16 protein-coding genes are annotated in these 17,598 nt (G+C 67.1%); 8 read left to right on the forward strand and 8 right to left on the reverse strand.

Translation table 11 applies throughout. The features are described 5' to 3' along the window. The first annotated feature begins 14 nt into the window (after nucleotides 1-14). Nucleotides 15-2,597 carry a phosphoenolpyruvate--protein phosphotransferase gene (gene ptsP, locus U4012_RS19050; protein WP_321800740.1) on the forward strand — a complete coding sequence of 861 codons (2,583 nt, stop codon included), beginning with the start codon at nucleotides 15-17 and terminating at the stop codon, nucleotides 2,595-2,597. Between the two features lie 87 nt (nucleotides 2,598-2,684). Continuing rightward, entirely contained in the window at nucleotides 2,685-4,448 is a 1,764-nt protein-coding gene (gene nagE / locus U4012_RS19055) for an N-acetylglucosamine-specific PTS transporter subunit IIBC (RefSeq protein WP_321800742.1), read from the forward strand. A 258-nt stretch (nucleotides 4,449-4,706) separates the two neighbouring features. On the opposite strand, the gene cydX is transcribed toward nagE, so the two are convergent. The 5 genes from cydX to rpoH all read right to left on the reverse strand — a co-directional run bounded on the left by cydX (nucleotide 4,707) and on the right by rpoH (nucleotide 9,163). Next, nucleotides 4,707-4,829: a cytochrome bd-I oxidase subunit CydX gene (gene cydX / locus U4012_RS19060; RefSeq protein WP_006483737.1), complete on the reverse strand. Its 123-nt coding sequence runs from the start codon at nucleotides 4,827-4,829 to the stop codon at nucleotides 4,707-4,709. 54 nt (nucleotides 4,830-4,883) lie between these two features. After that, entirely contained in the window at nucleotides 4,884-6,020 is a 1,137-nt protein-coding gene (cydB, locus tag U4012_RS19065; protein WP_044847487.1) for a cytochrome d ubiquinol oxidase subunit II, read from the reverse strand. 31 nt (nucleotides 6,021-6,051) lie between these two features. Further along, nucleotides 6,052-7,632, reverse strand: a complete 1,581-nt coding sequence (locus U4012_RS19070) for a cytochrome ubiquinol oxidase subunit I (RefSeq protein WP_321800743.1) — start codon at nucleotides 7,630-7,632, stop codon at nucleotides 6,052-6,054. Then, nucleotides 7,622-7,897 (reverse strand): cytochrome oxidase putative small subunit CydP, encoded by a 276-nt coding sequence (gene cydP, locus U4012_RS19075; protein WP_044847485.1) that lies wholly within the window; start codon nucleotides 7,895-7,897, stop codon nucleotides 7,622-7,624. Before cydP ends, U4012_RS19070 begins: the two co-directional genes overlap by 11 nt. 330 nt (nucleotides 7,898-8,227) lie before the next feature. Continuing rightward, on the reverse strand, nucleotides 8,228-9,163 hold the full coding sequence (gene rpoH, locus U4012_RS19080) for an RNA polymerase sigma factor RpoH (RefSeq protein WP_257773575.1): 936 nt from the start codon (nucleotides 9,161-9,163) through the stop codon (nucleotides 8,228-8,230). Nucleotides 9,164-9,523: 360 nt separating this feature from the next. Here rpoH and U4012_RS19085 point away from each other — a divergent pair, with 360 nt between their 5' ends. Together U4012_RS19085 and U4012_RS19090 are read left to right on the forward strand one after the other, a co-directional pair. Next, a complete protein-coding gene (locus U4012_RS19085; RefSeq protein WP_124520732.1) occupies nucleotides 9,524-10,093 on the forward strand; it encodes an acyloxyacyl hydrolase in 570 nt (189 codons plus the stop codon). Between the two features lie 45 nt (nucleotides 10,094-10,138). Then, nucleotides 10,139-10,522, forward strand: a complete 384-nt coding sequence (locus U4012_RS19090; RefSeq protein ID WP_044847482.1) for a nuclear transport factor 2 family protein — start codon at nucleotides 10,139-10,141, stop codon at nucleotides 10,520-10,522. A gap of 142 nt (nucleotides 10,523-10,664) precedes the next feature. On the opposite strand, the gene leuA is transcribed toward U4012_RS19090, so the two are convergent. Together leuA and ybiB are read right to left on the reverse strand one after the other, a co-directional pair. Then, entirely contained in the window at nucleotides 10,665-12,317 is a 1,653-nt protein-coding gene (gene leuA, locus U4012_RS19095; RefSeq protein ID WP_321800746.1) for a 2-isopropylmalate synthase, read from the reverse strand. A 394-nt stretch (nucleotides 12,318-12,711) separates the two neighbouring features. Further along, nucleotides 12,712-13,686: a DNA-binding protein YbiB gene (gene ybiB / locus U4012_RS19100; protein WP_321800748.1), complete on the reverse strand. Its 975-nt coding sequence runs from the start codon at nucleotides 13,684-13,686 to the stop codon at nucleotides 12,712-12,714. 197 nt (nucleotides 13,687-13,883) lie between these two features. Between ybiB and maiA the strand changes: the two genes are divergently transcribed. Further along, nucleotides 13,884-14,528, forward strand: a complete 645-nt coding sequence (maiA, locus tag U4012_RS19105) for a maleylacetoacetate isomerase (RefSeq protein WP_257773578.1) — start codon at nucleotides 13,884-13,886, stop codon at nucleotides 14,526-14,528. Between the two features lie 104 nt (nucleotides 14,529-14,632). On the opposite strand, the gene ftsY is transcribed toward maiA, so the two are convergent. Next, nucleotides 14,633-15,799 (reverse strand): signal recognition particle-docking protein FtsY, encoded by a 1,167-nt coding sequence (gene ftsY / locus U4012_RS19110; protein WP_124486514.1) that lies wholly within the window; start codon nucleotides 15,797-15,799, stop codon nucleotides 14,633-14,635. Between the two features lie 202 nt (nucleotides 15,800-16,001). Here ftsY and rsmD point away from each other — a divergent pair, with 202 nt between their 5' ends. The 3 genes from rsmD to U4012_RS19125 all read left to right on the forward strand — a co-directional run bounded on the left by rsmD (nucleotide 16,002) and on the right by U4012_RS19125 (nucleotide 17,551). After that, nucleotides 16,002-16,616 carry a 16S rRNA (guanine(966)-N(2))-methyltransferase RsmD gene (gene rsmD, locus U4012_RS19115; RefSeq protein WP_044847477.1) on the forward strand — a complete coding sequence of 205 codons (615 nt, stop codon included), beginning with the start codon at nucleotides 16,002-16,004 and terminating at the stop codon, nucleotides 16,614-16,616. A 111-nt stretch (nucleotides 16,617-16,727) separates the two neighbouring features. After that, a complete protein-coding gene (gene coaD / locus U4012_RS19120) occupies nucleotides 16,728-17,225 on the forward strand; it encodes a pantetheine-phosphate adenylyltransferase (RefSeq protein WP_044847476.1) in 498 nt (165 codons plus the stop codon). Between the two features lie 59 nt (nucleotides 17,226-17,284). Next, a complete protein-coding gene (locus U4012_RS19125; protein ID WP_124520742.1) occupies nucleotides 17,285-17,551 on the forward strand; it encodes a YfhL family 4Fe-4S dicluster ferredoxin in 267 nt (88 codons plus the stop codon). The last annotated feature ends 47 nt before the right edge of the window (nucleotides 17,552-17,598 follow it).

The raw sequence follows: 17,598 nt of genomic DNA on the forward strand, positions 1-17,598 counted from the left end.
AGCCGAGACAGCCGATGAGACGCGCCGAGGAGTCCCAGTTGAAGAGTTCCACCCATGATCAGATCGTCCTGCTCAGCCCCCTGACCGGGCCGATCGTCGCGCTGGCCGATGTGCCCGATCCGGTGTTCTCCGGCGGGATGTTCGGCGACGGCATTGGCATCGATCCGCTCGCGGGCCAGCTCGTCGCGCCGTGTGCCGGCGTCGTGTCGCATCTCGCGCGCACCGGCCATGCGGTGACGATCACGACGCCGCAAGGCGCGGAAGTGCTGCTGCACATCGGCATCGACACCGTCGAGCTGAACGGGCAGGGCTTCACCGCACACGTCGAAGCCGGCGCACGCGTCGCGGCGGGTGACCTGCTGATCGAGTTCGACCAGGACGCGGTCGCGCGCAGCGCGCATTCGCTGGTTTCGGTGATCGCGATCGCGAACTCCGACGCGTTCGACGTCGTCGAGCGCGCGAGCGGTTTCGCGACGGCCGGCGAGACGCCGCTCCTGACGCTGCGCGGCAAGGGCGAAGCGGCCGCGCAGGCGGCGCAGGCCAGCGCCGCTGCGATGAACGAAGTGCGTCGCGAACTCGTGCTGACGCAGCCGGGCGGCCTGCATGCCCGGCCGGCCGCACGCGCACGCGAATCCGTGCGCGGCTTCGACGCGACGGTCGACGTGCAGTTCGACGGCCGCAAGGCGTCGATCGCGAGCGTCGTGGGCCTGCTCGCCCTCGGCGCCGGCGAAGGCGCGACGATCGAGCTGATCGGCCGCGGCGCGCATGCGCAGCAGGCCGTCGACGCGGTCGAGCACGAGCTGCTGCGCGAAGCGCACGGCGAAGTCGAGGAGAAGCCGGCGCGGCTGCGTTCGCCCGCACCGCAGCCGATCGTGCACGACACCGGCGCGACACTCGACCCGAACACGCTCGCGGGCGTGTGCGCGGCGCCCGGCATCGCGGTCGGCACGCTGGTGCGTCTCGACGATGCGGACATCCTGCCGCCCGAACAGGCAACCGGCACGCCGGCATCGGAAAGCCGCCGGCTCGACCAGGCGCTGACGGCGGTCGACGCCGAACTCGACGAAACGGTGCGCAACGCGTCGGCGCGCGGCGCGGTCGGCGAGGCGGGGATCTTCGCGGTGCATCGCGTGCTGCTCGAAGACCCGACGCTGGTCGACGCGGCGCGCGACCAGATCAGCCTCGGCAAGAGCGCGGGCTTCGCGTGGCGCGCGACGATCCGCGCGCAGATCGACACGCTGTCGAAGCTCGACGATGCGCTGCTCGCCGAGCGCGCGGCCGACCTGCGCGACATCGAGAAGCGCGTGCTGCGCGCGCTCGGCCACACGAGCGGCGCGACCCGCACGCTGCCGGCCGAGGCCGTGCTCGCCGCCGAGGAATTCACGCCGTCGGACCTGTCGTCGCTCGATCGCCAGCGCGTGACCGCGCTCGTGATGGCGCGCGGCGGCGCGACGTCGCATGCGGCGATCATCGCGCGCCAGCTCGGCATTCCGGCGCTCGTCGCGGTCGGCGACGCGCTGTATGCGATTCCGGACGGTACGCAGGTCGTCGTCGATGCGAGCGCGGGCCGTCTCGAACATGCGCCGACCGCACTCGACGTCGAACGCGCGCGCCACGAGCGCCAGCGCCTGGACGGCGTGCGCGAGGCGAACCGGAAGCTGGCCGGCGCCGCCGCCGCGACGGTCGACGGCCGCGCAATCGAGGTCGCCGCGAACATCGCGACGCTCGACGACGCGAACATCGCGGTCGACAACGGCGCGGACGCGGTCGGCCTGCTGCGCACCGAGCTGATGTTCATCCATCGCCAGGCCGCGCCGAGCGTCGTCGAGCACCAGCAGAGCTACCAGTCGATCGTCGATGCGCTGCAGGGCCGCACGGCGATCATCCGCACGCTCGACGTCGGCGCCGACAAGGAAGTCGACTACCTGACGCTGCCGCCCGAGCCGAACCCGGCGCTCGGCCTGCGCGGCATCCGCCTCGCGCAGGTGCGCCCCGATCTGCTCGACGATCAGCTGCAGGGCCTGCTCGCGGTGAAGCCGTTCGGCGCGGTGCGCATCCTGCTGCCGATGGTGACGGATGCCGGGGAACTCGTGCGGCTGCGCCAGCGCATCGACGAATTCGCGCGGGCGCAGGGCCGCACCGAGCCGATCGAGGTCGGCGTGATGATCGAGGTGCCGTCGGCGGCGCTGCTCGCCGACCAGCTCGCGCAGCACGCGGATTTCCTGTCGATCGGCACCAACGACCTGACGCAGTACACGCTCGCGATGGACCGCTGCCAGGCCGATCTGGCCGCGCAGTCCGACGGCCTGCATCCGGCCGTGCTGCGCCTGATCGACATCGCGGTGCGCGGCGCCGCGAAGCACGGCAAGTGGGTCGGCGTGTGCGGCGCGCTGGGCGGCGATCCGCTCGCGGTGCCGATCCTCGTCGGCCTCGGCGTGACCGAACTGTCGGTCGACCCGGTGTCGGTGCCGGGCATCAAGGCGCGCGTGCGCCGTCTCGATTACCAGCTGTGTCGCCAGCGTGCGCAGGATCTGCTCGCACTCGACTCGGCACAGGCGGTAAGGGCAGCAAGCCGCGAGGTCTGGCCGCTCGACTGAACGTCGACGGCGGGCGCGCGACCCGTTTCACTACGCAAGCAATTAGGTCAACGACGCTTAATGACGAGACATGGATTGGAGGACTGAATGGACGGGAATCCGTTTCTGAAGATACAGGGCCTGGGCCGGGCGCTGATGCTGCCGATCGCGGTGTTGCCGGTCGCCGGCATCCTGCTGCGGCTCGGGCAGCCGGACGTATTCAACATCAAGATGATCGCCGACGCCGGCGGCGCGATCTTCGACAACCTGCCGCTCCTGTTCGCGATCGGCGTGGCGGTCGGTTTCGCGAAGGACAACAACGGCGTGGCGGCACTCGCGGGCGCGATCGGCTATCTGATCGAAACCGCGATCATGAAGGACATCGATCCCAAGCTGAACATGGGCGTGCTGTCCGGGATCATCGCGGGTGTCGTTGCGGGCCTGCTGTACAACCGCTACAAGGACATCAAGCTGCCCGACTACCTCGCGTTCTTCGGCGGCAAGCGGTTCGTGCCGATCATCACCGGGCTCGTGTGCGTGGTACTCGGCATCGTGTTCGGATACGTGTGGCAGCCGGTCCAGCATCTGATCGACGCGGCCGGCCAGTGGCTGACGACGGCGGGCGCGATCGGTGCGTTCGTGTTCGGCTTCCTGAACCGCCTGCTGCTCGTCACGGGCCTGCACCACATCATCAACTCGCTCGCGTGGTTCGTGTTCGGCAACTTCACGCCGCCGGCCGGCGGCGAGCTCGTGCACGGCGACCTGCACCGCTTCTTCGCGGGCGATCCGACCGCGGGCACCTTCATGGCCGGCTTCTTCCCGATCATGATGTTCGGCCTGCCGGCCGCGTGTCTCGCGATGCTGCACGAAGCGCCGAAGGAGCGCCGCGCGATGGTCGGCGGCCTGCTGTTCTCGATGGCGCTCACGTCGTTCCTGACCGGCGTGACCGAGCCGATCGAATTCAGCTTCATGTTCCTCGCGCCGGTGCTGTACGTGATCCACGCGGTGCTCACCGGGCTGTCGCTCGCGATCTGCCAGGTCCTCGGCGTGAAGCTCGGCTTCACGTTCTCGGCCGGCGCGATCGACTACGTGCTGAACTACGGGCTGTCGACGAAGGGCTGGATCGCGGTGCCGCTCGGCATTGCGTACGGCGTCGCGTACTACGGGCTGTTCCGTTTCTTCATCCGCAAGTTCAACATGGCGACGCCCGGTCGCGAGCCGGCCTCGGCCGACTCGGCAACCGAGTCGTTCGCGTCGGGCGGCTTCGTCGCACCGGCGGCCGGTGCCGCGGCGGCAGCGCCGCGTGCGCAGCGCTACATCGCCGCGCTCGGCGGCGCGGGCAACCTGACGGTCGTCGACGCCTGCACGACGCGCCTGCGCCTGAGCGTCGTCGATCCGGAGAAGGTGTCGGAGCCGGAACTGAAGTCGATCGGCGCGCGCGGCGTGCTCAAGCGCGGCGGCAACAGCGTGCAGGTGATCATCGGGCCGGAGGCGGACATCATCGCCGACGAGATGCGTTCGGCGATCGGCAGCGGTGCGGCCGGTGCCGCTGCGGCGGCCCCGGTCGCGGCCGCGCAGCCGGTCACGGGCGCAGCGGCCGGTCCGCTCGATCCCGATCCGCTGCGTTGGCTTGCGGTGTTCGGCGGCGCGACCAACGTCGCATCGCTCGACGCGATCGCGACCACGCGCCTGCGCGTCGTCGTGCGCGATGCAGCGGCGGTCGATCGCGATCGGCTCGGCGCGCTCGATGTCGCATGGGTGACGCCGGACACGTTCCATATCGTCTGCGGCAACGCGGCGGCGCGCTATGCGGAACAGATCGGCGCCCGCCTGACGTCGACGGGCGGTGGTGCGGCCGTGCAACCGGCATGATGCGATGAGATCGGCCCGATCCGCGTCGCGGATGCGGGCCGCCGGTCGGTAAAACGAAAACGGCTTGCGACGCGTGTGTCGCAAGCCGTTTTTCTTTGGCGGCGCGCGATTGCGATGCGTGCATCGGCATCGCGCTCAATTGGCTTCGACGTGCCGCGCGTGCCGAACGAATGTCCGGACGAAAAAAACCTCGCACGTAGCGAGGTTCGTTCCCGATGGCGCGCGGCGGGGCGATCAACCGCCGCCGCATATGAGCGGTCAGTCGCGGCGTGCGCGCACCGGCGCTTCCTGCGGCTTCTGCCGCGCTTCGAGCCACATCGCGTTGACGATGCCGAACGACAGCGCGACGCCGATACCGAGAATCCAGCTGAAGTACCACATGATCCGACTCCTTGCGAAACGGTGGGCGAGGGCGCGTGCGCGCCCCGGCCGGGTTCAATACATCGAGTGCTTGTTCTCTTCGAGCGACTGGTGCGTGACCTTGCCGCGCATCACGCGGTACACCCAGCTCGTATAGAGCAGGACGATCGGCAGGAACACGATCACCGCGAACAGCATCACCTGCAGCGTCATGTGGCTCGACGTCGAATCCCACACGGTCAGGCTGCTGCGCGGGTCGAGCGACGACGGCATGATGAACGGGAACATCGAGAAGCCCGCGGTCAGGATCACGCCGGCGATCATCAGGCCGGTGCAGAAGAACGCCGTCTTTTCCTGCTTCGAGCCGGCGAGCAGCAGCGCGAGCAGGCCGCCCGCGATCCCGACGACCGGCGCCGCGATCATCCACGGATACTCGCCGTAATTCGCGAGCCACAGGCCCGAGCCGGCCGCCACGTCCTTCAGCAGCGGGTTCGCGACCGTGTCGGTCGGCGCGGCGTGCGTGATGTGGAAGCCGCCGATGGTCGACGCGATCAGCACGCCGGCCAGCACGAACAGCACGACCGCGACGAGCGCCGACACCCGCAGCGCGATCGACGCGCGGCGTGCGATCACGCCGTCGGTCTTCATCTTGATGAATGCCGCGCCGTGCGCGACCAGCATCGTGAGGCTGACGAGTCCGCAGAGCAGCGCGAACGGGTTCAGCAGCGCCCAGAAGCCGCCGTAGTAGGTGACGCGCAGGTCGCTGTCGAACTTGAACGGCACGCCCTGCAGCAGGTTGCCGAACGCGACGCCGAACACCAGCGCCGGCACGAAACCGCCGACGAACAGGCCCCAGTCCCAGCCCGCGCGCCAGCGCGGGTCGGGCCGCTTGCTGCGATAGTCGAAGCCGACCGGCCGGAAGAACAGCGCGAACAGCACGAGCAGCATCGCGAAGTAGAAGCCGGAGAACGACGCGGCATAGACGAGTGGCCAGGCGGCGAACATCGCGCCGCCGGCCGTGATCAGCCACACCTGGTTGCCTTCCCACGTCGCGCCGACCGTGTTGACGATGATGCGGCGTTCCTCGTCGGTCTTGCCGAGGAACGGCAGCAGCGCGGTCGCGCCCATGTCGAAGCCGTCGGTGACGGCGAAGCCGATCAGCAGCACGCCGACGAGCAGCCACCAGATCAGCTTGAGAGTTGCATAGTCCATAGCGATTCCTTGTTCCGTTGCGGGGGCGTGCTCAAACCGCGGCACGCTCGCCGGCTGCGGCGAGTTCGTGGTGATAGCGGCCGGTATGCAGCGACGACGGGCCGAGGCGCGCGTACTTGAACATCAGCTTGATCTCGATGACGAACAGTGCCGTGTAGAACGCGATGAAACCGGCGAGGCTCAGGTACAGGTCCGTCGACGTCAGGCTGGACGCGGACAGATGCGTCGGCAGGATGCCCGCGATCGTCCACGGCTGGCGACCGAGCTCGGCGACGACCCAGCCGAATTCCGCGGCGAGCCACGGCAGCGGGATCGCCCACACCGCATAGCGCAGGAACCAGCGACGGTTGTCCTGCAGCAGCTCGCGGCGCGCGCAGAACCAGAACGCGGCGACGAAGGTCGCGAGGAACAGGAAGCCGAGGAACACCATGATCCGGAACGAGAAGAACACGGGCGCGACCGGCGGGATGGTCTTCTTCGCGGCGGCCTGGATCTGCTCCGGCGTCGCGTCGACCACGTTCGGCGTGAACTGCTTGAGCATCAGCCCGTAGCCGAGATACTGCTTGTGCTGGTCGAACAATGCGCGGGTCGCGTCGCTCGTATCGCCCTGCTTGATCTTCTGCAATGCGCCGTACGCGACCATCCCGCTCTGGATGTGCTCCTCGCTGCGCTTCGCGAGCTCGCGCAGGCCGATCACCGGCTCGTCGATCGAGCGCGTCGCGATCAGGCCGAGCGCGTACGGGATCTTGATCGCGTAGTCGGTGCGCTCTTCCTTCTGGTTCGGAATGCCGATCAGCGTGAACGACGCCGGCGCCGGCTGGGTTTCCCATTCCGATTCGATCGCGGCGAGCTTCATCTTCTGCACTTCGCCGGTCGTATAGCCCGACTCGTCGCCGAGCACGATCACGCAAAGCGTCGACGCGAGACCGAAGCCGGCCGCGACCGCGAACGAGCGCAGCGCGAAATCGGTGTCGCGCTTCTTCAGCAGATACCACGACGAGATGCCGAGCACGAACATCGCGGCCGTCACGTAGCCGGCCGACACGGTGTGCACGAACTTCACCTGCGCGACCGGGTTGAACAGCACGTCGAACAGGTTCGTCAACTCCATGCGCATCGTCTGGTAGTTGAACTCGGCGCCGACCGGGTTGTTCATCCAGCCGTTCGCGACGAGGATCCACAGCGCGGACAGGTTCGAGCCCAGCGCGACGAGGAACGTGACCATCAGGTGCTTGACCTTCGACAGGCGGTTCCAGCCGAAGAAGAACAGGCCGACGAACGTCGATTCGAGGAAGAACGCCATCAGGCCCTCGACCGCGAGCGGCACGCCGAAGATGTCGCCGACATAGTGCGAGTAGTACGACCAGTTCGTGCCGAACTGGAATTCGAGCGTGATGCCGGTCGTCACGCCCATCGCGAAGTTGATCCCGAACAACTTGCCCCAGAACTGCGTCATGTCCTTGTAGACCTGTTTGCCGGTCATCACGTAGACGGCTTCCATGATGACGAGCAGCCAGGACAGGCCGAGCGTCAGCGGCACGAACAGGAAGTGGTAGAGCGCCGTGATGCCGAACTGCAGACGCGACAGATCGACGACTTCGCTACTTATCATGGTGGTCTCCCTCGGTAGATGCAGGCGCCGGCACCGAGAGCAGCTTCTCGGCGACGACGGCAGGCGGCAGCGACATGTGCTCGGCCTGCGGATGATTGAAGAATGCGTATTTGAGCGACATCAGGAGGATCAGCTTGACGATCAGCACCAGCGTGATGTCGCGCATGAGGGTCGGCCCGCGCGCCCACGCGGCGATGCGTGCGCGCCAGCCGCAGCCTGTGGCCTGCGGGGGACGCGGCGCAGGCGCTTTATTGATCGAGATCAAGGTGATTATCCTGAATCGATTTACATCGGTTTTGGGGCGACTTTACGTCGGATTTATGACGGCAGTTAAGCTGTTTTAATCCTTTTTAGCCGACATGCCAATTTTAAAATGCCGGCTTTCCGATGCCGAGTGCGGCGATGCGGCAGACCGTCGCGAAGCGCGTGTCGAAACTTGAGGCAGATCAAGGTTATGCGGAAGGGGCCGGAATTCGCCCGATACCCGATCAACAAGGTCGATTAATCAGACGCGATCGAGGCTAAAAACGACAGACGAAAAAAAACCGCTGCCGGGCGGGCAGCGGTTTTGGGTGAAGCGCTCTAAATCGCGGATTCAGGCGTATTCGGCAAGTGCGGTGCGCATCTTCTTCATGGCGCTCGCTTCGATCTGGCGGATGCGTTCCGCCGATACGCCGAACTCGGCCGCGAGATCGTGCAGCGTCGAGCCGCCCGAGCCGTCGTCGTCGACGTTCAGCCAGCGCGCCTCGATGATTCGGCGGCTGCGTGCGTCGAGCGCCTCGAGCGCCTGCGCGATGCCGTCCGTCTGCAGCATGTCGCGCTGACGCGCGGCGAGCACGGCGGTCGGCTCGTTGTGCGAATCGGCCAGGTAGGCGATCGGCGCGTACGACTCCTCGCCGTCTTCCACTTGGCCCTCGAGTGCGATGTCGCCGCCCGACAGGCGCGTTTCCATTTCGGTCACGTCTTCGCGCTTGACGTTGAGCTCCTGCGCGAGGCCGTCGATTTCCTCGGGCGTCATCGCCTGCATGCTCTTCTTGTGGCTGCGCAGGTTGAAGAACAGCTTGCGCTGAGCCTTCGTCGTCGCGACCTTCACCATCCGCCAGTTGCGCAGGATGTACTCGTGGATCTCGGCCTTGATCCAGTGGATCGCGTACGACACCAGACGCACGTTTTGCGCCGGGTCGAAACGCTTCACCGCCTTCATCAGGCCGATGTTGCCTTCCTGGATCAGGTCGCCGTGCGGCAGGCCGTAGCCGAGATAGTTGCGCGCGATCGACACGACGAGCCGCAGGTGCGACAGCACGAGGCGGCGTGCCGAGTCGAGGTTGTTGTCTTCGCGGAATTCGGTCGCGTATCGGCGTTCCTCTTCGGCGGTCAGCAGCGGGATCCGGTTGACGGCCTGGATATACGCGTCGATGTTGCCAAGCTGGCCCGGCAACATCGATTGAGTCGCGAGCGCCAGCGAGCCTGCCGATTCGGCCTTGGCCGGCGTCGGGCTCAGGGTGTTCGGAAGGGTCAGGGCGTGGCTCACTAAAAACTCCTTTGGAATCAGGGACAAACCCCTGGGCTCGGATGAGATTCCGGGGCCCATCTTAGCACTCCCGTAATCCGAGTGCTAATTCCTTGGAGGGCACGGGGGCATCCGAGTTCCCGGTTTTCTATCGAACTTGTCGAGTCGATAGTCTAATTTGCGACCGGGCTGGCGGGGGGAAGTTCCGTAAGCCATTGTTTCTGATGGTAATCAGTAGACGATTTCGATTTTTGTAGTTTTGGAAGCAAACAATTTCGCTTCGTGATGCCGATCCGAAAAGTCCTTTACCATACCATTCAGTTCGCTCGGGCCCGGCCGCTGCGGCAAGGCTCCATTCAACCCACAAAGTTGGAGTGTCAGATGAACAATAAGAAGAATCGCCGGCCCCATAGTCGGCTTGCGCTGCACGCGCTGCTGGCGGCGTCGCTGCTGGGCGGATCGGGTGCCGCGTTCGCGGATCGATGGGGAATCCAGGCCGGCGGCGGGTTTTCCGATCGCCACGGGATCGACAAGGGCGATCTCGGCGTCGTGTGGGATCCGGGCTGGAACTGGTGGGAAATCGGCGGCTGGCACTTCGCGTTCGTGGTGGAAGGGCACGCCGGCTACTGGCACACGGGCGGCAATGTTCATGGCAGCATCGGCGAATTCGGCGCGCAGCCGATGTTCCGCTTCATCAAGAGCGCGGGCCAGGTACGTCCGTTCATCGAGGCCGGTGCCGGCATCCGCTTCCTGACTTCCCCGACGATCTCCAACAATCTGTCGCTGGCGACGTCGTTCCAGTTCGTGGACGTCGCCGGCGTTGGCGCCCAGTTCGGAGAACGGCAACAGTATCAGGTCGGTTACCGTTTTCAACATGTGTCTAACGCGGGTATCAAAGAGCCGAATCCTGGTATAAATTTCCACCAGTTCTACGTGCAGTACAACTTCTGATCCGCACGCCGGCGCACGGCGGGCGCGTTGCCGAGGAGTCAGGCGATGGCGAAGGTGGTCGATGCGATTCGCGCGCTCGAGCGCGAACGGTTCCGGGCGATGGTCGACGGAGACGGCGAGGCGCTCGATGCGCAATTGTCGGACAAGGTGTTCTTCGTGCACACCAACGGCAAACGCGAAACCAAGCAGCAGTTCATCGACGCCATCGTCGCCGGCCGCCGCCGCTATCGCCAGATCGAAATCCAGTCGCAGGACCTGCTGCCCGTCGGCGACGCGACCTGCGTCGTCACCGGGCGCGCGTTGATCGAGATGGAAACGAACAACGGCGGGCTGGTGTTTCCGATCGCCTATACGGCCGTCCACACGCATGAGCAGGGCCACTGGCGCCTGCTCGCGTGGCAGGCGACGCGGTGCGCGACCGAGACATGAGCGCGCATGGCGCTCCTTTTCATGTCCCGACCGAAGCGGCCTTCTGGGCCGCTTTTCATTGGCCCGTGCGGCGCGGATCGCGCGGCGCACGGGCGGTCACGCACCGCTCGCTGACGTTCGAACCCTGAAGCGAAACCTGCCGTCAGGCTGCCGCGCGGCGGTCGGCGCAATGCCAGGCCGAGCGGTTGATCGCGCTGACGACCGCATCGAGCGCGGCGCTCGCGGCGTCGTCGTGCACCCCGACACCATGCCGCAGCGGCGCGTCGCCGACCCGGCAGCCGACCGATACCGCGATCCGGCCGTCCGTCGTGCGCGCGTGTTCGCACGAGGCGACGTCGATCGTCGCGCCGGCTGCCGTCGCGAAGGCAGCGGCCACGCGTTGCACGGCGTCTTCGGGCGTCGCATCGGCCGGCGGCGCGCTCGCGATGTCGCGGTTCTGCCAGCGCGCGCCGTTGCCGTTGCCGTGGCGCGCGGCCGGGCCGTCGGTCTCGAAGAATTCGCGTGCGAACAGCGCACAGATCGCGTCGCCGGTCACTTCCTCGCCGGATGCGTCGGCGAGCGTCTGCACCGCGTGGCTGAATTCGATCTGCACGCGGCGCGTCGGCGTGAAGCCCATCCCGCGTTCGAGCAGGAACGTCGCGCCGCCCTTGCCGGACTGGCTGTTCACGCGGATCACCGCGTCATAGCTGCGGCCGAGGTCGGCCGGGTCGATCGGCAGGTACGGCACTTCCCACACTGCGTCGGGGCGCTGCTGCGCGAAGCCCTTGCGGATCGCGTCCTGGTGCGAGCCGGAGAACGCGGTGAACACGAGGTCGCCCGCGTACGGATGGCGCGGATGCACCGGAATCTGGTTGCAGCGCTCGACCACGCGGCGCACCGCGTCGATGTCGGAGAAATCGAGGCCCGGGTCGATGCCCTGCGTATAGAGGTTCAGCGCGAGCGTGACGAGGTCGACGTTGCCGGTGCGCTCGCCGTTGCCGAACAGGCAGCCCTCGATGCGGTCGGCGCCCGCGAGCAGCGCGAGTTCGGCGGCGGCGACCGCGGTGCCGCGATCGTTGTGCGGATGCACGGACAGCACGATGCTGTCGCGATACGCGAGGTTGCGGTCCATCCACTCGATCTGGTCGGCGAACACGTTCGGGCTCGCGGCTTCGACGGTCGCCGGCAGGTTGACGATCATCTTGTGATCGCGGGTCGGACGCCACGCCTGCGCGACCGCGTCGCACACTTCGCGCGCGAACGTCAGCTCGGTCATGCTGAAGGTTTCAGGGGAGTACTGATAGGTCCAGTGCGTGTCCGGGCGAGCCGCCGCGTGTTCCTTGATGAGTCGCGTGCCGTCGACCGCGAGCGCCTTCACGTCGTCCTTCGACATCCCGAACACGATGCGCCGGAACGACGGGCAGATCGCGTTGTACAGGTGCACGATCGCGCGCGGCACGCCTTCGAGCGCGTCGAAGGTGCGCGCGATCAGGTCTTCGCGCGACTGCACGAGCACTTCGATCGTCACGTCGTCGGGGATCCGCTTCTCGTCGATCAGCTTGCGGACGAAATCGAAGTCGGTTTGCGACGCCGACGGAAAACCGACTTCGATCTCCTTGAAACCGATCGCGACCAGCATGTCGAAGAACTCCAGCTTCTGTTCGATGCTCATCGGCTCGATCAGCGACTGGTTGCCGTCGCGCAGGTCGGTGCTCATCCAGACCGGCGCACGCTCGATGGTGCGGGTCGGCCAGCGGCGGCCATTGATGCGGACGGGTTCGAACGGACGATACTTGTCTTGCGGGTTGCGCTTCATCTTCTGGACCTCGGGTCTCAAGTCGCGAGCGAAGACGGGCGGCATGGGCGACGGTAGGCGCTGCCTCGCACCGTGGCGCCGGAAACGCGCTGCGGATGCGGATGATCTTCGCGAATCGACCGACGGATAGACGGACGAATGCTGACGACTTCGGGTTGTAAAAACTGCGAGAAGGGTGCTGCGAGGAACTGCAGGGAGGGACCGTGCGGACAGCACACGGCGCTAAGACAGCCTTAGGCTAGTCGTAGCGATAGCGACCGCGCTAGGCGGCCGGAGGTAATTCGGAGGGTGTTCGGAAAGGAACGCATGGCGACAACTCTATGCCAGGATGCGGGTCCGTGTCAAATGGTCGGTTGAAAGGCCGGCGCGACAGCACGCCGGCCCGGGATGCCGGTCAGGGTGCGATCCGGGCGATCCGCACGATCGTGTCGACCTGCCGCGCAAGCGCGTCGGGCACCGGAACTTCGCCGCGCAGCACGGCGTCCGTCCACGCGGCCGTGGTCGCCGCGTCGCGCGATTCGGGCAGCGCGACGGGCGGTGCGTCGCTCGACGAGCGCTCGGGCTCGATCAGCGTGTCGCACACGCCGTCGTGCAGCCAGTCGACTTGCACCTGGCGCCGCGTGTCGGCCACCGCTTCGCCTTCGGTGCCGCGCGCGAGCAGCGCACCGCCGCGCGCGGCGTCCGGATGATCGCGGAACAGTTGCGCGAGGCTGTCGCGGTACGGCGGATGCGTGTAGTTGACGAGCCGCAGCCCGGCCGGCGCGAACGGCTGCAGGATCTTCACGAGCGTGTGCGTGGAGTTGCGCACGCCGAGCACGCCGCGCAGCGCCAGCAGACGCGCGATGCGCGGCGCCAGCGCGTCGATCGGCGCGAACGCGACGCGGCGCTCGGCGAGCATGTCCTCGATCGCGTCGTGCGACTTCGACGGCGCGATCGACAGCGCCGAGAAGATCTCCGCGCTCGTCACGCGGCCCGGATCGCGTTCGACGCCGTGCACGAGCACCGGCACGCCTTCGCGCGCGAGCAGCAGCGCGAGCAGCGGCACCAGGTTCGGCTGCTTGCGCGCGCCGTTGTAGCTCGGGATCGACACCGGGCGGAAGGCGGCGTCCTGCACGTGCACCGGTTCGAACGACGCCTGCGCGGCGGCGAGCATCGCGGACAGTTCGTCGGCGCTTTCGCCCTTCAGGCGATACGCGATCAGGATCGCGCCGAGTTCGACGTCCGACACGCGTGCGTCGAGCATCGCGCGATAGAGCTCGAACGTGTCTTCGGCGGACAGCGCGCGTGCGCCGTTCGGGCCGCGGCCGATTTCCTTGATGAAGCGGGCGCAGGGGAACGGCGAGGCGGCGGAGTCGTGGGGAGCGGTCATCGGGGCGTGGGGCGGGCGGCCGGCATCGGGCCGCGCGGTGAGCGGTAAGGAATGCCCCGAGTATCGCATGGGCGCGGCTCGCCCAAGCGCGGCTGCGCGCCACCGCCGCGCGGCGCGCTAAACTCGGGTTCCCGGCGGGGCCGTGCGTGCGCTGCAGGCGCCGTTACCGGCCGAATACGACCAACAGAGAGACACCCATGAAGCTTTACAGCTATTTCCGCAGTTCCGCGTCGTACCGTGTGCGGATCGCCCTGAACCTGAAGCAGCTGCCGTTCGACACGGTCCCCGTGCACATGCTGCGCGACGGCGGCGAGCAACTGAAGGACGCGTATCGCGCGGTGAATCCGGATGCCGTCGTGCCGACGCTGATCGACGGCGATGCCACGCTGCAGCAATCGCTCGCGATCATCGAATATCTCGAGGAAACGCATCCCGAACCCGCGCTGCTGCCGAAGGCGCCGGTCGACCGCGCGTATGTGCGGGCGATCGCGCTGCAGGTCGCGTGCGAGATCCATCCGCTGAACAACCTGCGCGTGCTGAAATACCTGAAGCACACGCTGAAGGTGCCGGAGGAAGCAAAGAACGAATGGTACCGGCACTGGATCGAGGCGGGTTTCGCGTCGCTCGAGACGCGCCTCGCGAACGATCCGCGCACCGGCAAGCTGTGCTTCGGCGACACGCCGACGCTCGCCGATATCTGCATCGTGCCGCAGGTGTTCAACGCGAACCGTTTCTCGATCGACACGACGCGCTTTCCGACGATCCAGCGGATCGCCGATCATGCGTCGACGCTCGATGCGTTCAAGGCCGCCGAGCCTGGCGTGCAGCCCGACGCCGAATGACATCGAATGACGTCGCGGGGCCGCCGGCTTCCGGCTGACGGCTTCCGGCCGCGCATATAAAAAGGGCGCCCGGAGGCGCCCCGTGCGATGCGGGCCGGCGGCGTTCAGCCGAGCAGCGCGTCCGCGAATTCCACTGCGTTGAACGGCTGCAGGTCCTCGACCTTCTCGCCGACGCCGATGAAGTAGACGGGCACCGGGCGCTGCCGCGCGATCGCGGCGAGGATCCCGCCCTTGGCGGTGCCGTCGAGCTTCGTGACGATCAGGCCCGTGAGGCCGAGCGCATCGTCGAAGGCCTTCACCTGCGTGAGCGCGTTCTGGCCCGTGTTCGCGTCGATCACGAGCAGCACCTCGTGCGGCGCGCCGTCGTGCGCCTTCGAGATCACGCGCTTCACCTTCTTCAGCTCTTCCATCAGGTGCAGCTGCGTCGGCAGGCGGCCGGCCGTGTCGGCCATCATTACGTCGATCTTGCGGGCGCGCGCGGCGCTGACCGCGTCGAAGATCACCGCGGCCGGGTCGCCGCTTTCCTGCTGGACGACCGTCACGTTGTTGCGCTCGCCCCAGACCGCCAGCTGTTCGCGCGCGGCCGCGCGGAACGTGTCGCCCGCGGCCAGCAGCACCGACTGGTCGAAGCTCTGCAGGTGCTTCGCGAGCTTGCCGATGCTGGTGGTCTTGCCCGCGCCGTTCACGCCCGTGATCATCATCACGAGCGGTTGCGCGCGACCGAGCATCAGCGACTTCTCGAGCGGCGTCAGCAGTTCGACGAGCAGATCGTGCAGCGCGCCCTTCACCTGCTGCGGATCGGTGAGCCGGCCCGCGCGCACCTTCTCGCGCAGCGCGCCGAGCAGGTACTCGGTCGCGTCGACGCCGGCGTCGGACATCAGCAGCGCGGCTTCGAGCTCCTCGTACAGATCCTCGTCGATCTTCGTGTTGACGAACACGCCGGTGATGCTCGAGCCCGTCTTCGCGAGCCCCGACTTCAGGCGCGCGAGCCACGACTTCTTCGCGGACGCGTCCTGCGTCGGCGGCGGCACGATCTCGACCGCTTCGACGACTTCGTCGCTGCCGTCGTTGGTCGGCGTGACCGTCATCACGACGGCCGGCGCGGCCTGTCGCGGTTGCGCGGGCGCTTGCGGTGCTTCGACCGCCCGGCGGGGCTCGGGGGCGGGCGCGGGGGCGTCGGACGGCTCGTCCGGTTGCGGCGCGTCGGCTGATTGCGATTCCGCGGAGTCGGGCTCCTGCGTTTTCTTGAATCGTTTGAAGAAGCTGAACATGGTCTGACGTCGGGAAGAGGGCGGGGCGCCGCCAGGGCGGAGCGCCGGAGAGGCCGTCGCGCGTGCGCACGGCGGCCGAAACCGTGCATTTTATCAGTGCGGCGAGGCACTCGCGTCAGTCGGTGCCGCCGCTGTGGTAACGTGCGCCTGTTTGGCGGTGCGCCCGCGTGCGCACCCGTTCCCTCCGTTGTCGATATTCCGTATGTCCCGTTCCTCTTCCGGCCGCCCGGCGGCCCCCGCCGGCCGCGGCAAGCCGCACACGATCCGCATCATCGGCGGTGACTGGAAACGCACGCCGCTCGCCGTGCTCGATCTCGACGGCCTGCGGCCGACGCCCGATCGCGTGCGCGAGACCCTGTTCAACTGGCTCGGCCAGGATCTCGAAGGCCGGCGCTGCCTCGACCTGTTCGCGGGCACCGGCGCGCTCGGCTTCGAGGCCGCGTCGCGCGGCGCGACGAGCGTCGTGATGGTCGAGCGCCACCCGCGCGCGGCGCAGCAGCTGCGCACGATCAAGGACAAGCTGGGCGCACGCTCGGTCGAGGTCGCGGAAGCCGACGCGCTGCGGCTCGCGGCCGGGCTGACCCCGGGCGCGTTCGACGTCGTGTTCCTCGATCCGCCGTTCGGCGAGCCGGCCGTGCTCGATCGCGCGATCGCGCTGGCGGCGCCGCTCGTCTCGCCGGATGGCGCGCTGTACGTCGAAACGGGGGCGGAGCTCGACCCGGCCGCGCACGACGCACTGGCCGGCTGGCAGGTGGTGAAGCACGGCAAGGCCGGTGCGGTTCACTATCATTTGCTGCGGCGCGAAAATGATGAATAATGCGCGTTCCATACGAGGCGGCGCGCGGCAAAGGCGACGCATGCCCATCTCGGCAGTGGCGTGCGCGTCGCACGGCTGCCACCCCGTTTGCGTGATGACAGGAGGAGCGACATGGTAGTCGCCGTGTATCCCGGTACGTTCGATCCGCTGACGCGCGGGCACGAAGACCTCGTGCGGCGTGCGTCGAGCATTTTTGATACGCTGGTGGTGGGTGTCGCCGACAGCCGCGCGAAGAAGCCGTTCTTCTCGCTCGAAGAACGTCTGACGATTGCGAACGAGGTGCTCGGTCATTATCCGAACGTGAAGGTCATGAGTTTCACGGGCCTGCTGAAGGATTTCGTCCGCATCAACAACGCGCGCGTGATCGTGCGCGGCCTGCGTGCCGTGTCCGATTTCGAATACGAGTTCCAGATGGCGGGGATGAACCGCTATCTGTTGCCCGACGTCGAGACGATGTTCATGACGCCGTCCGATCAGTACCAGTTCATCTCGGGGACGATCGTGCGCGAAATCGCGCAGTTGGGCGGCGATGTCAGCAAGTTCGTGTTTCCGTCCGTCGAGAAGTGGCTGACCGAGAAAGTCACTGCGATGGGAGGCCCGGCCGCGTGACGCGGCGCCGGCCGGTTTCGTCGTGAAGCCGGCCGCCGGCCTGAAGAAGTGAGATCAGTATGTCTTTGATGATTACCGACGAGTGCATCAATTGCGACGTGTGCGAGCCCGAGTGCCCGAACGGTGCGATTTCGATGGGCCCGGATATCTACGTGATCGACCCGAACAAGTGCACCGAGTGCGTCGGCCATTTCGACGAGCCGCAGTGCCAGCAGGTGTGTCCGGTCGAATGCATTCCGCGCGATCCGCAGCACGACGAATCGCACGCGCAGTTGATGGCGAAGTATCACGCGTTGACCGCCGCGAAGGGCGACGACGTGCGGTGACGCCCTGCTGACGTCGCGCGTCTCGACGTCACGATTTCCTCGGCCGG

Origin of the sequence: Burkholderia sp. BCC1988, assembly GCF_905339895.1 — a bacterium.
GTDB lineage: Bacteria > Pseudomonadota > Gammaproteobacteria > Burkholderiales > Burkholderiaceae > Burkholderia.

Coding starts and splice junctions, on each gene's coding strand:
- maiA (WP_257773578.1), top strand. CDS start 13,884: ATGAAGCTTTACAGCTATTTCCGCAGTTCCGCGTCGTACCGTGTGCGG.
- cydX (WP_006483737.1), bottom strand. CDS start 4,829: ATGTGGTACTTCAGCTGGATTCTCGGTATCGGCGTCGCGCTGTCGTTC.
- ftsY (WP_124486514.1), bottom strand. CDS start 15,799: ATGTTCAGCTTCTTCAAACGATTCAAGAAAACGCAGGAGCCCGACTCC.
- ybiB (WP_321800748.1), bottom strand. CDS start 13,686: ATGACCGCTCCCCACGACTCCGCCGCCTCGCCGTTCCCCTGCGCCCGC.
- rsmD (WP_044847477.1), top strand. CDS start 16,002: ATGTCCCGTTCCTCTTCCGGCCGCCCGGCGGCCCCCGCCGGCCGCGGC.
- U4012_RS19070 (WP_321800743.1), bottom strand. CDS start 7,632: ATGATAAGTAGCGAAGTCGTCGATCTGTCGCGTCTGCAGTTCGGCATC.
- leuA (WP_321800746.1), bottom strand. CDS start 12,317: ATGAAGCGCAACCCGCAAGACAAGTATCGTCCGTTCGAACCCGTCCGC.
- ptsP (WP_321800740.1), top strand. CDS start 15: ATGAGACGCGCCGAGGAGTCCCAGTTGAAGAGTTCCACCCATGATCAG.
- coaD (WP_044847476.1), top strand. CDS start 16,728: ATGGTAGTCGCCGTGTATCCCGGTACGTTCGATCCGCTGACGCGCGGG.
- U4012_RS19085 (WP_124520732.1), top strand. CDS start 9,524: ATGAACAATAAGAAGAATCGCCGGCCCCATAGTCGGCTTGCGCTGCAC.
- nagE (WP_321800742.1), top strand. CDS start 2,685: ATGGACGGGAATCCGTTTCTGAAGATACAGGGCCTGGGCCGGGCGCTG.
- U4012_RS19090 (WP_044847482.1), top strand. CDS start 10,139: ATGGCGAAGGTGGTCGATGCGATTCGCGCGCTCGAGCGCGAACGGTTC.
- cydB (WP_044847487.1), bottom strand. CDS start 6,020: ATGGACTATGCAACTCTCAAGCTGATCTGGTGGCTGCTCGTCGGCGTG.
- U4012_RS19125 (WP_124520742.1), top strand. CDS start 17,285: ATGTCTTTGATGATTACCGACGAGTGCATCAATTGCGACGTGTGCGAG.